14 protein-coding genes and 1 pseudogene are annotated in these 15,343 nt (G+C 54.9%); 5 read left to right on the top strand and 10 right to left on the bottom strand.

Annotated features, from left to right (window positions below; genetic code table 11):
* Positions 1-181: 181 nt before the first annotated feature.
* From ACR0CW_RS19775 to pyk, 3 genes are all read right to left on the bottom strand, one after another.
* The gene (locus ACR0CW_RS19775) at positions 182-1,735 is read right to left on the bottom strand and encodes an alanine/glycine:cation symporter family protein (protein ID WP_480742127.1); all 1,554 of its coding nucleotides are present in this window, start codon (positions 1,733-1,735) and stop codon (positions 182-184) included.
* Positions 1,736-1,749: 14 nt separating this feature from the next.
* Positions 1,750-2,187, bottom strand: a complete 438-nt coding sequence (locus ACR0CW_RS19770) for a universal stress protein (protein ID WP_170333989.1) — start codon at positions 2,185-2,187, stop codon at positions 1,750-1,752.
* Positions 2,188-2,456: 269 nt separating this feature from the next.
* Positions 2,457-3,902 (bottom strand): pyruvate kinase, encoded by a 1,446-nt coding sequence (gene pyk, locus ACR0CW_RS19765; protein WP_155149118.1) that lies wholly within the window; start codon positions 3,900-3,902, stop codon positions 2,457-2,459.
* 118 nt (positions 3,903-4,020) lie between these two features.
* Between pyk and ACR0CW_RS19760 the strand changes: the two genes are divergently transcribed.
* The 3 genes from ACR0CW_RS19760 (at position 4,021) to ACR0CW_RS19750 (ending at position 5,509) form a co-directional block, all read left to right on the top strand.
* The gene (locus ACR0CW_RS19760) at positions 4,021-4,758 is read left to right on the top strand and encodes an N-formylglutamate amidohydrolase (RefSeq protein WP_480789098.1); all 738 of its coding nucleotides are present in this window, start codon (positions 4,021-4,023) and stop codon (positions 4,756-4,758) included.
* A gap of 87 nt (positions 4,759-4,845) precedes the next feature.
* Positions 4,846-5,085, top strand: a complete 240-nt coding sequence (locus ACR0CW_RS19755; RefSeq protein WP_480789097.1) for a DUF6868 family protein — start codon at positions 4,846-4,848, stop codon at positions 5,083-5,085.
* 109 nt (positions 5,086-5,194) lie between these two features.
* Positions 5,195-5,509: a DUF1244 domain-containing protein gene (locus tag ACR0CW_RS19750; RefSeq protein WP_480789096.1), complete on the top strand. Its 315-nt coding sequence runs from the start codon at positions 5,195-5,197 to the stop codon at positions 5,507-5,509.
* Positions 5,510-5,581: 72 nt separating this feature from the next.
* On the opposite strand, the gene ACR0CW_RS19745 is transcribed toward ACR0CW_RS19750, so the two are convergent.
* From ACR0CW_RS19745 to dgcN, 3 genes are all read right to left on the bottom strand, one after another.
* On the bottom strand, positions 5,582-6,442 hold the full coding sequence (locus ACR0CW_RS19745; RefSeq protein ID WP_480742135.1) for a D-amino-acid transaminase: 861 nt from the start codon (positions 6,440-6,442) through the stop codon (positions 5,582-5,584).
* Positions 6,443-6,453: 11 nt separating this feature from the next.
* Positions 6,454-7,419, bottom strand: coding sequence for an N-acetyl-D-Glu racemase DgcA (gene dgcA, locus ACR0CW_RS19740; protein WP_480742136.1), 966 nt, complete (start codon positions 7,417-7,419; stop codon positions 6,454-6,456).
* 61 nt (positions 7,420-7,480) lie between these two features.
* Entirely contained in the window at positions 7,481-8,482 is a 1,002-nt protein-coding gene (gene dgcN / locus ACR0CW_RS19735) for an N-acetyltransferase DgcN (protein ID WP_155149109.1), read from the bottom strand.
* A gap of 295 nt (positions 8,483-8,777) precedes the next feature.
* On the opposite strand from dgcN, the gene ACR0CW_RS19730 reads away from it, so the two are divergent.
* A complete protein-coding gene (locus ACR0CW_RS19730) occupies positions 8,778-9,740 on the top strand; it encodes an L-malyl-CoA/beta-methylmalyl-CoA lyase (RefSeq protein WP_480789095.1) in 963 nt (320 codons plus the stop codon).
* 71 nt (positions 9,741-9,811) lie between these two features.
* Here the strand turns inward: ACR0CW_RS19730 and ACR0CW_RS19725 are convergent, their stop codons facing one another.
* Together ACR0CW_RS19725 and ACR0CW_RS19720 are read right to left on the bottom strand one after the other, a co-directional pair.
* On the bottom strand, positions 9,812-10,390 hold the full coding sequence (locus ACR0CW_RS19725; protein ID WP_480742142.1) for a PA14 domain-containing protein: 579 nt from the start codon (positions 10,388-10,390) through the stop codon (positions 9,812-9,814).
* Positions 10,391-10,510: 120 nt separating this feature from the next.
* Positions 10,511-10,963, bottom strand: coding sequence for an Lrp/AsnC family transcriptional regulator (locus tag ACR0CW_RS19720; RefSeq protein ID WP_480789094.1), 453 nt, complete (start codon positions 10,961-10,963; stop codon positions 10,511-10,513).
* Between the two features lie 73 nt (positions 10,964-11,036).
* Here ACR0CW_RS19720 and ACR0CW_RS19715 point away from each other — a divergent pair, with 73 nt between their 5' ends.
* A complete protein-coding gene (locus tag ACR0CW_RS19715) occupies positions 11,037-11,633 on the top strand; it encodes a LysE family translocator (RefSeq protein ID WP_480789093.1) in 597 nt (198 codons plus the stop codon).
* Between the two features lie 222 nt (positions 11,634-11,855).
* Here the strand turns inward: ACR0CW_RS19715 and ACR0CW_RS19710 are convergent, their stop codons facing one another.
* Both ACR0CW_RS19710 and ACR0CW_RS19705 read right to left on the bottom strand, forming a co-directional pair.
* On the bottom strand, positions 11,856-14,849 hold the full coding sequence (locus ACR0CW_RS19710) for a glycoside hydrolase family 99-like domain-containing protein (protein ID WP_480789092.1): 2,994 nt from the start codon (positions 14,847-14,849) through the stop codon (positions 11,856-11,858).
* A 298-nt stretch (positions 14,850-15,147) separates the two neighbouring features.
* Positions 15,148-15,252, bottom strand: a pseudogene (locus ACR0CW_RS19705) (helix-turn-helix transcriptional regulator); the annotation flags it as partial.
* Positions 15,253-15,343: the final 91 nt, after the last annotated feature.

The following is a 15,343-nucleotide window of genomic DNA, read 5'->3' as shown; positions in this document are numbered from 1 at the left end:
TCCGTCTCCTTTCGGGGTTCGGTTCCAAACGCGACTCGGCATGCCATCTCGGCCGGTCACGCGATCAGAAGCGCCGTTTACGCAAGTTCGGTCATACTGGCAAGGGGTTTTTGACCAGTTTTTGCGCTTTTCAGGCGCTGGTCGGTCACCGGGGCAGCAAGACCACCCCGGTGAAGTCATTTTAGTCCGCAAACTTACGGATTTCTCCGCTCTTAAGCCGCGACGCGTAGGAAGCCAACTCCTGGCGCACCACTTTCATCAGGAAGTAGAGCGCAAAGACGTTCACAACCGCCATCGCAAAGATCGCTGCATCCGAGAAATCGATGACCGGCCCCAGATTGGCTGCGGCACCGATCACCACAAAAATGCAGAAGATAATCTTGAACACCAGTTCTTTGGTGTGACCTTCACCAAACAGATAGGTCCAGGCTTTGAGGCCATAGTAGGACCAGCTGATCATGGTCGAAAAGGCAAACAACACCACCGCAATCGCGAGGACATACGGGAACCAGCTAAAGGCACTGCCAAAGGCCGCCGATGTCAGGCTGACGCCGGAATTGCCGTCTACGGTGGCGATCCCGCTGCCATCCTCGGTCAGCATGTAAAGACCGGTTTCCGGATCGACGATCAACTGCTGCGTGATGATGATCACCAGCGCAGTCATGGTACAGATCACGACTGTGTCGATGAATGGTTCAAGCAGAGACACGAAACCCTCGGTGATCGGCTCTTTGGTCCGAACGGCCGAGTGCGCAATGGCTGCGGAGCCCACGCCTGCTTCGTTCGAGAATGCGGCCCGGCGGAAACCCTGAATCAGTGCACCGACCATGCCGCCTGCAACACCCAGTCCGGTGAAAGCGCCTGCAAAGATCTGGCCAAAGGCCCAGCCGATCTGGTCTGCGTGCATCGCTATGATCACAATTGCAGCCAGCACGTACATAATACCCATGAAAGGAACGACTTTCTCAGTCACCCGTGCGATGGATTTCAGACCGCCGACGATCACCGCAAAAACGATACCTGCAAAGACAACACCCGTAATCCAGCCAGGGTATTGTCCGAAGATGCCTGCGATCTGCTGATGCGCCTGATTGGCCTGGAACATATTGCCCCCGCCCAGCGCGCCAAGGATACAGAAGATCGAGAACAGAACGGCCAGTATCTTTCCGCCCGGCAGACCCAACTCGTTGAACCCTTTGGACATGTAATACATTGGACCACCTGAAACGGTGCCATCCTCGTATTCATTGCGGTATTTCACGCCAAGCGTACATTCGGTGAACTTCGACGCCATGCCCAACAGGCCCGCGACGATCATCCAGAAGGTCGCTCCCGGCCCGCCAATGCCCACGGCCACCGCCACCCCGGCGATGTTACCAAGGCCAACAGTACCAGACAGCGCTGTTGCCAATGCCTGAAAGTGGCTGACCTCGCCTGCATCGTTTGGATCAGAATAGTCGCCCTTTACCAAGCTGATCGCATGGCCAAAGAAGCGTAGCTGAACAAAGGCGAAATACAGCGTGAATACTGTTGCCGCGATCACCAGCCACCCTACGATCCACGGAAACCCAGTTCCCGGAAATGGTGCAAAAATGAAGCTGACGAATGGTCCAGTAAAATCAGCAAACGCCTGATTGATCTTTTCATCAATGCCCGGTGCTTCTTGAGCCGTGGCAGCGCCCGCCGCGAACATAGCGACGATTGCAGGAAGGCTTAGTTGTTTTAGCGTTTTCATCTCAATCCCTCCCCTCAGTTCACGACCGTGACCGGAACGTCGGCATGCATGACCAGGTTTTGTGTCGAGCTTCCGAACAGACGTTTCTTGAAACCATCCGCCGAGGCCCGACCGACCACAATTTGCGATCCACCGTTTTCGACAGTGATTTCGTTCAGCGTCTCGGCAACATCGCCATGGCGCACAATGCCATGTGCTTCGAACCCGGCTTGTTTGAGTGCATCCACCGCGGGGTTCACAATTCGAGAGGTCGCGAGTTCAACTTCCTCCTCACGCCGCTTGTGGCGCAGGGCGTTTTCTTCCGGTGTCTGAAATGTAAATGGGGACCATTCAATGACATACACCGCCAGAAGTTCGCACGATCCAATACGTTGAGCCATGTCCTTGGCAAAAGCGATTGCGCGTTCTCCGGTTTCTGTCCCGTCCAGTCCAATGACAATTTTCGTTGTCATGCCGTTCCTCCGTTTTGTTTGTTTGATCGAGGCCCGTGTCCCCGACAGGGCAGCCGGAACTTGGAACTTTATTGTGAGACCGCCCAATGTAAGTATCAGGATAAATCACCTGAAAATGGAAACCATTTTGCCAAATTCGTCTCTAACGGTCAAATTCCGCTTAAAAATCAGAGTTTTTCAGGTCGTATCAAGTTAAGACCTCACCGGGAACCAACCCGATGAGGTCCAATCTCACCCAACCGCAAATAGCAGAATTCACCTGATCCGGCTTACTCGGGATCAGTGCTATAAATCATGCGTTCATCACACGGCGCTACACGCAGGATGTTGGTTGTCCCCGGAACGTTGAACGGAACGCCTGCTGTCACCACAATCTGATCTGATTGCCCTGCAAACCCGCCTGAGCGCGCTGCACGGGCGGCGTTGACAACAGCGCTTTTGAACCGCTCAAGCTCGGGCGTCATGACGCAATTACAACCCCAACTCAGGCACAACCTGCGCGCGGTTCCCTTGAGCGAGGTCATGGCAATGATCGGCACTCCCGGGCGTTCGCGTGCAGTCAACAGCGCAGTCGTCCCGCTTTGCGTGAAGCAACAGATTGCTTTGATTTCAGTCTTTTCCGCGATCTCACGGGCTGCTGCAACGATGCCATCGGCAACAGTCGTGCCCTTGGCCGTACGGGAGGCTGCGATAATCTGAGTATAGGTCGGATCGGCCTCAACCTCGATGGCGACCTTGTTCATGGTTTGAACAGCCTCGATCGGATAAGAGCCCGCCGCCGATTCAGCGCTCAGCATGATCGCGTCAGTGCCTTCATAGATTGCAGTTGCAACGTCTGAGACCTCTGCGCGCGTCGGCATCGGGCTTTCGATCATGCTTTCCAGCATCTGTGTGGCCACAATCACCGGCTTGGCTGCTGCCCGGCATTTGCGGACCAGTCTTTTCTGGATTGGCGGCACAGCAGATACGGGCAATTCCACACCGAGATCACCGCGCGCTACCATGATCCCGTCGGAGGCATCGAGAATATCGGCAAACGCTTCTACCGCAGCTGGTTTTTCGATCTTGGAGAGGATCGCAGCTCGGCCATCTGCAAGCGAGCGCGCCTCGAAGACGTCCTTGGCGCGCTGAACAAAGCTCAGGGCAAGCCAATCCACGCCTAGCTGGCAAACAAACTCCAGATCGTCGCGATCCTTTTCAGAAAGGGCCGCCAGCGGCAGAACAACGTCTGGCACATTCACACCCTTGCGATTCGAGATGGTGCCTCCGGTTTCAACTTTACAGTCGGCAAAATCGCGGCCGCAGGCTTCAACGGTCAGACGAATTTTTCCGTCGTTAACCAGCAGGCGAGCACCGGGTTCAAGAGCGGCAAAGATCTCAGGATGTGGCAAGCAGACCCGCTTGGCGTCACCGGGCGCTTCATCAAGGTCCAACCGAAACGCTTCACCCTCAATCAGTTCTTCCGCGTCATTCGCAAACACCCCAACACGCAATTTTGGGCCCTGCAGATCCGCCAGAATAGCAATCGGGCTGTCCAGATCTTTTTCTACCTGCCGAATAATCCGGTGCCGTTCCCGAATTTCGTCGTGACTGCCATGGCTCATATTCAGGCGGAATACATCTGCACCGGCCTCGTGCAAGGCGCGGATCGTATCATAGTCATTGGACGCCGGCCCCAGCGTCGCCACGATTTTCACATTTCTCAGGCGTCGCATAAGCTTTGCTCTCCTCGTCCGCTCGATGTTACCGCAAACATTGCGTTGGTGTGCTTATTGCGCAATTCCCTTTCTCAAGCAACTGCCCTACACCTGCGGCAAACTAGATGACAGGCTCATGACATACACCCCGTTTTTCGTACACGGCGCGGATCGCCCGTCCCGCTGGCTGATCACATGCGACCATGCAACCAACACCGTACCACCTGAAATCAACGGGGGCGATCTGGGTCTGCAGCGTGAAGACATGGAACGTCACATTGCCTATGATGTGGGCGCCTACGAAGTCTCAAAGCATTTGGGTGAGATTCTGAACGCGCCTGTTATTGCGGCCAATTTCTCACGCCTTGTGATTGATCCTAATCGTGGCGAGGATGATCCGACCCTCCTGATGAAACTCTATGATGGTTCGATCATCCCCGGCAACCGGCACGCAGACGCGGCCGAGCGTGAGCGGCGACTGAATATGTGCTATCGCCCTTATCACGAAGCTCTGGCACAAATGGCCGCCCTGCCCCATGCAGTCATCGTGTCCATGCATTCCTTTACCCGCCAACTGCGCGGCCGTGACCCCCGCCCGTGGCATATCGGCGTACTGCACACCCCGGATGAACGCTTCTCGCGCCCTCTCATCAATCGGCTCGAAGCGGAAGGGGACCTGTGTGTCGGGGTCAATGAACCCTATACCGGCGTTCTGCCCGGAGATGCGATTGACAAGCACTGCACTACCTTTGGCCGTCCAAACGCGCTGATCGAGCTGCGCAATGACCTGATCGCGGACCATGCCGGACAACGCGAATGGGCGGAGCGCCTGGCCCCCGTGCTGCAAGACGCGCTCAGTGAAAGTGGCTTATGACGTAGGGTCATAGCAGGTAGTTTCCGATCCTCATATTATTGAGGGCGCGTATCCTGAACCCCATATATTGGAGGAAAGGAGACGACCATGACTCAGGAATTCCTGACGACCGTCTTCGGCTGGATGACGGTTCTTAACCTCGGCCTTTTGGTTTTTACGTCCTTGATGATTGTTGTCCTGCAGGACTGGATTGCGGGCATTCACGGTCGAATGTTTCAGATGGAGCGTGCGGACGTAAAGAGGGCCTACTTCAGGTATCTAGCGAACTACAAAATTCTGACCATCGTGTTCTGCCTGATGCCGTGGCTGGCGCTCAAGCTGGCATAAATCAGAATTTACTTCTGCAAAGCGCCAGCAAGCCTTGTGTTTATTGTATCGCAGCCTTCGGGTTGCTAGTTCAGATACAGGACACGAGACACTTATCCGGAGCCCGACAATGGACCAGCAAACCGAAATTGAACTTCAGGCCGCTGCTTTCCGCCGCCTGCAAAAGCATCTGATGCAAGACCGTACCGATGTGCAGAACATCGACATGATGAACCTTGCCGGATTTTGCCGGAACTGCCTGTCGCGCTGGTATCAGGAAGCAGCCAACGAAAAAGGCATCGAGATGGGCAAGGATGAGGCCCGCGAGATTTTCTACGGCATGACCATGGCCGAATGGAAAGCAAACTATCAGACCGAAGCCAGCCCGGAAAAGCAGGCCGCTTTCGAAGTCGCCTTCGAAGAGAATGTCAGCAAAAAGGACTAACTTAGCCCTCGCCGAGAATAACAAAGGCCCGCTGGATCAGCGGGCCTTTTTCAGTTTCTATTTCATGGATACTCAGATCGCTGCCTTGCGGCTTTCGTCCAAATAAATCTCACGCAGACGCTTTGCGATCGGACCAGGGGTGCCATCGCCCAGAGTCACTCCGTCGATCTCGACCACAGGCATGACAAAGGCGCTGGCCGAAGTGGTGAAGGCTTCATCCGCCTCTTTCGCCTCATCAACGGTGAACAGGCGCTCTTCGATTTCCATCTGGGCTTCGGCGGCCATCCGCAACACTGCCTTGCGGGTGATGCCGTGCAAAATGTCGTTTGACAGCGGACGCGTGACGATCTTTCCGTTCTTGACGAAATAGGCGTTGTTGCTGGTGCCCTCAGTTACATAACCATCTTCGACCAGCCACGCATCGTCGCAACCAGCCTTCTTGGCCATCATCTTGCCCATCGACGGGTAGAGCAGCTGCACGGTCTTGATGTCGCGACGGCCCCAGCGGATATCCTCGATCGAGATGATTTTAGCACCCTTTTGGGCCGCGGGGCTATCGGCCAGACCCGGCTTGTTCTGAGTGAACAGAACGAGGCTGGGTTTGGTATCGGCCGATGGGAACACAAAATCCCGATCGCCATCCGATCCACGGCTGACCTGCAAATAAATCAGACCTTCCTCAATACCGTTCAGCTCCACCAGTTTGCGGTGAATCTCCAGCAGTTCGTCCTTGGTGCAGGGCTCTGACATCTCCAGCTCGTCCAGAGACCGTTTCAGGCGCACGGCGTGGCCTTCGAAATCGATCAGCTTGCCATCCAGAACGCTGGTGACTTCGTAAACCGCGTCAGCGAACAGAAAACCACGGTCAAAGATCGAAACCTTAGCCTCGGTCTCGGGCAGGTATTCGCCATTTACATAAACGGTGCGGGTCATGTCTTGTCTCCTCAACCCCAGAGGTCCGCTTTGGGCGGGTGCACTCCGGCATCATCAAAAATCAACGGGTTGTCGCGGTCTTCGGCCAGCAGCAACGGGCCGTCAAGGTCCGTTACCATCGCACCTTGTGCCAACAGTGTCGCAGGTGCCATTGCCAAAGAGCTTCCGACCATGCAGCCAACCATCACGCGATAGCCCTCGGCCAGCGCCTGCTCGCGCAGGGCCAGCGCTTCGGTCAGGCCACCTGTCTTGTCGAGCTTGATGTTGACCACATCATATTTGCCTTTCAGCTTTGGCAGGCTGCTGCGGTCATGGCAGGACTCGTCTGCACATACCGGCACCGGACGATCCATTCCGATCAGCGCATCGTCCTCTCCCGCGGGCAGAGGTTGCTCGACCAGCGCCACACCCAGCCTCACCAGATGCGGTGCAAGATCAGCGTACACTTCAGCCGACCAGCCCTCGTTGGCGTCCACGATGATCTTGGCGTCCGGCGCTCCTGCGCGAACGGCCTCCAAACGCGGCATGTCATCCGGCGTACCGAGCTTGATTTTCAGCAAGGGGCGAAAGGCGTTTTCTGCTGCTTGCGCCTGCATTTTCTCAGGCGTGTCGAGCGACAGGGTATACGCTGTGATCTCAGGACCCGGTACTGGCAATCCGGCCAGATCCCAGGCACGTTTTCCAGCCCGTTTGGCCTCCAGATCCCATAGCGCACAATCCACCGCATTCCGAGCAGCGCCCGCAGGCAACAAGTGCATCAATTTGGTACGATCAAACGTGTTCGGCAGGCCAGCAATCTCGGCTTCGACCGACTCAAGCGTTTCGTCATAACGCGCATAAGGCACGCACTCGCCCCAGCCCTGATGCGTTCCGTCCGAGACACGCACTGTCAGTACTTTTGCTTCGGTTCGCGACCCGCGAGAGATCGTAAAGACCTGAGCCAGCCGGAATACATCACGAGAGACTTCAATCTGCACGCGCCTGCTCCTTCACTTTTCAAAGTTTGCCCGCCGGAGAGACCCCGGCGGGTCTTATTGATCACATCGCGGCCAGCGCGTCGACCAGTTTGCCCGCACCAAAGCGATAGGGATCGGTGGCAGGCAGGCCCATATCGGCCTCGACCTTTGCCAGATAGGCGGTGGCGTCCGCTTCACTCATGTGCTGCGTATTGACCGAAATGCCGACAACCTGACAGTCCGGGTTGGCAACCTTGGCCATCGCCAACGCAGTATCCCGTAACGCTTCCAGTGTCGGCAGCTGATAGGTCGGCAGACCGCGCATATGCTCGCGGGTCGGCTCGTGCGACAGGATCAGGGCATCCGGTTGGCCGCCGTGGACCAGCGCCATGGTCACGCCCGAATACGATACGTGGAACAGTGAGCCCTGCCCTTCGATCAGGTCCCAATGATCTTCATCATTGTCAGGCGTCAGCCATTCGACCGAGCCGGCCATGAAATCAGCAATGACCGCGTCCAGCGGTACGCCATCACCGGTGATCAGGATGCCGGTCTGACCAGTGGCGCGGAAGGTCGACTTCATGCCGCGTTTGCGCATCTCGGCATCCATCGCCATGGCCGTATACATTTTGCCCACGGAACAGTCGGTTCCGACAGCAAGGCAACGTTTGCCTTTGCGCTTGATGCCGTTTGCAATGGGATAGTCCACTTCGGGTACACGAACGTCGTGAAGTTTTTGTCCGGTAGCTTCGGCAACCGCGACAAGATCGGGCTCATCCCGCAGCAGGTTGTGCAAGCCGGATGCCAGGTCGAAACCTTCCTCAAGGGCGGCGACGAGCACTTTTTTCCACTCTTTGCTGATCACGCCACCACGGTTGGCAACGCCGATCACAAGTGTTTTAGCGCCAGCTTCACGTGCCTCAATCAGGTCCATGTCCTTCAAGCCCAGATCGGCTTTGCAGCCATCCATGCGCAACTGGCCTACTGCGTTTTCCGGGCGCCAGTCTTTGATACCCTGGGCCACTTTGGCCGCCAATTGGTCGGGCGCATCGCCCAAAAACAGCAAATACGGTGTCTCGATCATTGCGGTGCACTCCTTTGATTCCGGCATAAACTAGAGAACCGTTTTGGCGAGCGTTTCGCGTATATCCCGACTAACCGCCACGTAGGTGGAAGATTTTTGCGCAATTTTCTTACAGCACGCAAAAATCTTCGAAGTTTGCAAACTGATTAAACTTTAATCACCACGATCACCCACTCCAAAACGATATGCTGCGCCAGCATTGCCGCGGATGCACAATGATGCTTGCGCAGACTCGCGCAATTTAATACCTCATTGAGCAGGAAAATCGTAATTTCATTACTCACGCGAGGTCCAGATGAGTTTCCGCATCCAACCCACTGCCCCGGCACGTCCCAATCGGTGCCAGTTGTTCGGCCCTGGTTCGAACACAAAACTGTTCCCCAAAATGGCAGCTTCCGCTGCGGATGTGATTAATCTCGACCTCGAGGACTCGGTCGCACCGACGGACAAAGACGCTGCCCGCGCCAACGTGATCGAGGCGCTGAACACCGTCGACTGGGGCAACAAGTACATGTCAGTGCGTATCAACGGGCTGGATACGCCCTATTGGTATCGTGACGTTGTTGACCTGCTGGAGCAGGCCGGCGACCGCCTTGATCAGATCATGATCCCCAAAGTAGGTTGCGCTGCCGATGTCTATGCGGTCGACGCATTGGTCACCGCAATCGAGCGTGCCAAAGGCCGCTCAAAGCCCGTCAGCTTTGAAGTGATCATAGAATCTGCGGCCGGTATCGCCCATGTGGAAGAGATCGCTGCCTCGTCGCCTCGCATGCAGGCAATGAGTCTGGGAGCCGCCGATTTCGCAGCCTCGATGGGCATGCAAACCACCGGTATCGGAGGCACTCAGGAAAACTACTACATGCTGCGCGAAGGCGAGAAACACTGGTCTGACCCCTGGCATTGGGCACAAGCTGCGATCGTTGCCGCATGTCGTACCCATGGTGTGCTACCGGTTGACGGTCCGTTTGGCGATTTCTCGGATGATGAAGGCTATATCGCACAAGCCAAACGCTCTGCGACACTGGGCATGGTTGGCAAATGGGCGATCCATCCCAAGCAGATCGCGTTGGCCAATCAGGTTTTCACCCCATCGGATGAGGCTGTATCGGAAGCCCGCGAGATTCTGGCCGCCATGGAACAGGCCAAGGCTAATGGTGAAGGTGCCACAGTGTACAAAGGCCGCTTGGTCGACATCGCCTCGATCAAGCAGGCCGAGGTGATCGTTGCGCAGGCCGAGCTGATCGCGGCAGGCAGCTGATATCTGCCACAGGCAAATTTAAAGGGCGCTCGGTGAGCGCCCTTTTTCATTGGTACAATGCTATCGAGGTCTCAGCGCCCAAACACATTGTTGGGAACCCAGGTGACGCGATCACCCTTCTTGCCCCATTTCATCATCAGGCACGATGTTCCAAGCTTTTGGAAGTAGTTGATCTTGACCGGATACCAGCCCGCTTTGGGAACTTCGACTTCGGTCCGTTGGTTGGCCTCGCACCCTTGAATGCCGGTAACATAGCCGATCTGCTGGCCACCCACATAGGCCTCAATCCCGTCATTCGACCATGTTTCAAGTTCGTAGACGCCCGGCGCATCAAACCGGATGTAACCCGTGATCTCGGCTGCAACGTTGTAAGGGTCGCTGAACGTAAGAACCGGATCACCCTTATCCGTGTCACGGTAGTCCAAGCCGCGCAGCGGTTGACCTGGTTTGGCCTTGGACAACAACCGTTTGGCCTGTTTGAGATCTCTAATCTTTCGCTGCGTGCCGTTCCCGACATACTTGACGTTCAAGCCAGCTTTTGGATTTGAGGGCTGCGGGCTGGCCGGTTGCAATTTCAATGGCGCCGCAAAGGCAGCACCTGCAATCAACGCTACGGCTGCAGCCATCGCTCCTGTCCGAACGAGTTTCATGGTCATCTCCCTGATGTTGGCGCCGTTTTGGGGTCATAACCCCAGTCAGCGACATATTTGTGATGACACTAGGCGCTGAAAATTAACCCTGCAAGATGGTTAAGGTTCACATTCTGGGCTTCAGGCCCTCATATCCTTGGGCGATCCCATCACGACATAGGACGTTATCGAGGTCACATGCGGAAGCGTTCCCAGCACTTCTGTGTGGAATGTCTTGTACGAGGGCAGATCCGCACATTCGACCCGCAGCAGATATTCAATGGTGCCTGTGATATTGTGACATTCGACCACTTCGGGCGCGCGCTGCAAGGCACGCTCAAAACCTTCTTGCGCTGCTTTGGTATGCTCGCCAAGCCCCACACCGATATAAGCCACAAACCCAACACCCATGGCTGCGGGGTCAAGCACAGCCCGATAGCCCGAGATCACACCCGATCGTTCAAGTTCTTGCACGCGCCGAAGACAGGCCGAAGGCGAAAGGCCGATACGATCTGCCAGATCCAGATTGCTGATGCGGCCATCCACAGACAATTCGCGCAATATATCGCGGTTTATTTTATCCATCTTCGTCATTAATTGCGAAAATATCACCGATACGCACAAGAACGCAATTTCATTATAACAATAACAGGCAATTAATCGCAGCATGACTTATGAAATACTGCTTGCGCTGATTGCCTTTGCTTTCGTGTCCTCGATCACTCCGGGGCCGAACAATCTCATGCTGATGGCATCGGGTGCCAACTTCGGATTTCGCCGCACGATCCCGCATATGCTGGGCATCGGATTAGGTTTTACGTTTATGGTGTTGCTGGTTGGCGCCGGGCTTGTTCAGTTGTTCGACCGATATCCCGTCAGCTACACGGTGCTCAAAGTCGCGTCAGTTGTATATCTGCTGTATCTGGCATGGAAAATCGCCCACGCCGCTCCAGCTCAGAGCCGGGACGCAACAGGTAGCCCGATGACTTTCTTGCAAGCGGCTGCGTTTCAGTGGGTCAATCCCAAGGCCTGGGCAATGGCGTTGACTGCAACGACTGCCTACGCACCTGGTCAGACGCTGAATGCCATCATCATCGTGGCGCTGGTGTTCGGAGCAATAAACCTGCCCTCGGTCAGCACTTGGACGGTACTTGGCCAGCAAATGGCGCGGATCCTGACGAACCCGCGACGGTTGGTGGTGTTCAACTGGACAATGGCAGTATTACTGGTCGCCTCGCTCTATCCGGTTCTCTGGCCAGAATGACCTGTTTCAGAGAACGTAGGATAAGTCCGTCTGAACAAAGAAAGCTGAAAGCACAAGACGATCTGTGAAACACAGCTTGTCAAAGCACCGTTTTGACGCGAATGCCTGCCACATTGGAATTCCTGCATGGACAATACAGTTCTTGTTCATTCGGGCAGGAGCGCCGACGCTCCCATACCAATTGCAGCGCCACTCCTTGCCGGAGCAACCAATCCACCTGCCTCAGAAAGACTCCAGCCGATAACCTGATTTTTCCACGAGGTTGACGAAAACACGCTCTACGGCATGGGCAAGGGTGCCATCAGCCAAACCGCGTTCAACGTCAAAATCGTTGATGTTCAGCTTCAACAGAGGCTCGACGGCCTTCGGCGTGATCCAGAACATGGTTCCTGCTATGAACTGGCCATCGCGATATTCAAGTCCTATCTCGCGCGCTAGTTCTTTAACAGTCGCACGATTGTGGCGCATGTTGACTGACTCGTGTTTATGAACTGATTGCTTCGTCGCCAGCATTCCCAGCTTGGGGTCCGCTTCAAATTTCTTGATAGCCGACTTGTTGATCAGCGCGCTCAGTGTGCTCTTGCGGATTTTGTCACCATCGACCCGGTATACCGACTTTTTGCCGTGAACCTTGCAGACAGCCCGATAGTTCAGGTGGGCAATACGATTCGCCGTGATAAGGAATGGGCGAACGTCCCGGCCACGGTTGTCGACGAGTTCTACATGAGCTTCCGGCATGCTTCTGGAGACAATCAGCGCCGCTTCCAGACTTGTAGTCGTTACATAGACATCCACCGCCCCCTGCGGCAGCGTGTCAATCAGTTCTTTCAATTCTGGCCAAGTGTCTGAATAATGCACATGAGCTACGATGGCATATTTAGCCTCAGTAGTTTCGGGAATTTCCGGGCGCAGGAAGGGCGCCGAAGCAGAGTCATAGTTGGCAAGGACTTTCTGCGTGGCATCCAGATAGCCATATCCGTAGAGTTGGTCCGGTTCCAGATGAGTACCCTCTGCCCATTCGTTCCACGCGTTAATGAACACGATACGCTCATCATCCGACAGGTTAGGGTCCTTGGCTGCATTTTCGACATTCGCAGACAACCACTGGCTATAGCGGGTCAGGCTGAAATCAGTGAATACCGATGCCTTCAGACCCCGCCGCGCAGTGTTGTCCCAAGACAGCATGGCCGTCCGGAAGGTCTTCTTCGCCGAGGGTTCTTTGCGGACCTCCTTGGATACAATATCATCGTAGTCATAGATGCCGCCCTCAAACTCATTGGCTAGGTTATCGACGAGTTTGGTGACATTCTTTGCGTCAACAGCATGAGGTGGGAATTGCATGGCTGCATCCAGACCAAGCTCTTCTGGCGTTCCACTATCGGCAGTTTGAGCAGAAACGACATACAATCCGTCCAGCCCCATCTCTTTTGCCTGCTCCCGCCACATCTGAACGGTTTCCTTGAAGTCAGGAATCAGGTGTGCCCGGTAAACGATGAACAGGGGTTTCCCGTTAATACGAATGTACCGCGGGTCCTTCATGAAGGATTCAAGATACTGAAGCATAGCACGTGAATCTTCCAACGAATGATCCTGCGCGATCAGGATTTCCTGATCCAACCCATCCCAGCGGCGAGTCCAGTTTTCGTTGGCCCAGATCATGCAATACGGCATGTCTACTTTGGGGTTGTCGCGCATTGCTTCAAGCGGCTTTTCCATGAGCAGCTTGCCCGCAAACCAGTAGAAGTAATATGCGAACCCGGACACGCCATAGTTGCGCGCCAATCTCGCCTGCTCTTCCATGACCTCAGGAAGGCGCAGATCATAGTATCCCAAGTGTATGGGGCAATGTGGCTGATGGTGCCCTGCAAAAAGAGGGTGCGCTTTACCTACATTGGTCCACTCGGTGAAACCTTTGCCCCACCATTTGTCGTTTTCGGGAAAAGGATGATATTGCGGTAGATAGAAGGCAATGGCCTTTACAACAGTTTCAAGCGTCTCATGAGGGATATAGTCGACAAAGCCTTCCTTCACCTGTGAATATTGAACAACAGGCAGGTTCGGCCCTTTTCCGTAGCGACCGAAAGGTGGGATTACACCTTGCGCTGCACTGGCGCGTCGGTCCGGCAGGAACAAGTTGACATTGGTGTCACCGGCCAGAATGCGCTCAACGAAATCAGGTGTTTCAAATTTTTCCGGCCAAATTCTCTTGGGTCGTCCGCGGCGTTTGCGCATGCTGTTTGACAGACGCCGCTTCAGGCTGGTTTTGCGCCAAAATCTACTTTGAACTACCTCATTGGCAGCAATCGTTGTGCTCCGAAGATGTTCGATGAGATGGGAAATGATCTCATCGCGCTCTGCCAAGGTTCTCTTGAGTTTGCTCAGAGAATCTTCCGGAGATGAACTTTGTTCTTGCTCGCCCATCGCCTGCTTTGACTTTTCCTTCTGGTCTGTCGCGCCATTTTGCACGTCCTCGACGGAATAGGGTTCCAGCGGAACACCAGGAATTTCATAGATCGAGTTCGGCAGTTCAGGCAGTTCACCGTCCGAGGCAAGAACAAGATCATGACGAGCATTCGTGACGCTATCGTGGATATCGCTGTCGGCTAGTACACGAAATGCAGCGCTCTGATCGTTCGCGATGAGCGACGCCGTGCTCAGACGTTGGCCATAGTGACATGTGTTTGAAAAGTAGCCGTCGACCAGTTCTACGAATTCGTCAGTAGAAAGCTCTTTCACATGAAGTGGGCTATCATCCCCCGACTTGTCGGAATGCTCGTGCTTGTTGGGGCTTGACATCAACAATAAACCGCCGGGCCGAAGTACACGTTGAAATTCCTGCATCATTCGGTCGTGTTCTTCCAGACGTTCAATGGTCTCAAAAGAAGTGACCAAGTCTACGGAATCATCTGGAAGCGGAATATCCGTGGCGCTGCCGACGTGGAAAGAGAGGTTTGGATCTCGGTAGTGGTGCTTTGCATACCTCACAGCCGACTCGCTGATATCCACCCCGACAACCGACTTGGCATTTGCGGCAATAGCATCGGTTCCGTGACCATCGCCACAGGCGATATCCAGAACATCCAGCCCGGTGGCCAGACTGCAAGCCAGTTGGTACCGATGAAGCTGTTCAATCTCGACCACTCTTTGGAGTTCGGGAAGTTTCCGCTCTCCATCAAGCGGGAGATTTGCAGGTTGATCCATGCCGTCCTTTGTCATCGAAATACTTTCCTAGCCAAATTTCGTTCGGAAAATCGCTTATAATCCATCAAGCTGGCCAGCCTCAATAAGGTCTGCTGGGTCAATTACCTTACATCGGAAGTCCTGCGACTCTCTACGCAGGGGCTTTTAGACTGAACCTCGGCGACTGACACGGGCTTTTTTGCAGAACCACCAAGCGGCGCAATAATAGAGACTGATACCCCACACACTGTCCGTTCTCATTTAGTGGAAAGGGGGCGCATCAACGAAAATCGTTTAATGCTGACTTCTCAGCGGGTCGACAGCGCGATTTTATGTCCACATCAACAAGCCGGATGGCTGCGCGATGCAAACGCACTCTTCGCACGGCTTGCGCGCAGGTTTCACCAGTGATGGCACGAAAAACGCGGTGCCAGTGAAATTAGAGCGCGTCTGGCTCAATTGGTTTCATATCCTGCGGCCTGGAAGAAGTTGTAGCACTCGTCTGGGGTGAACATGTCGCAGACTGCGCC

Source organism: Ruegeria sp. CH6, assembly GCF_056537005.1.
This window is presented reverse-complemented; position numbering and strand designations above follow the sequence as displayed.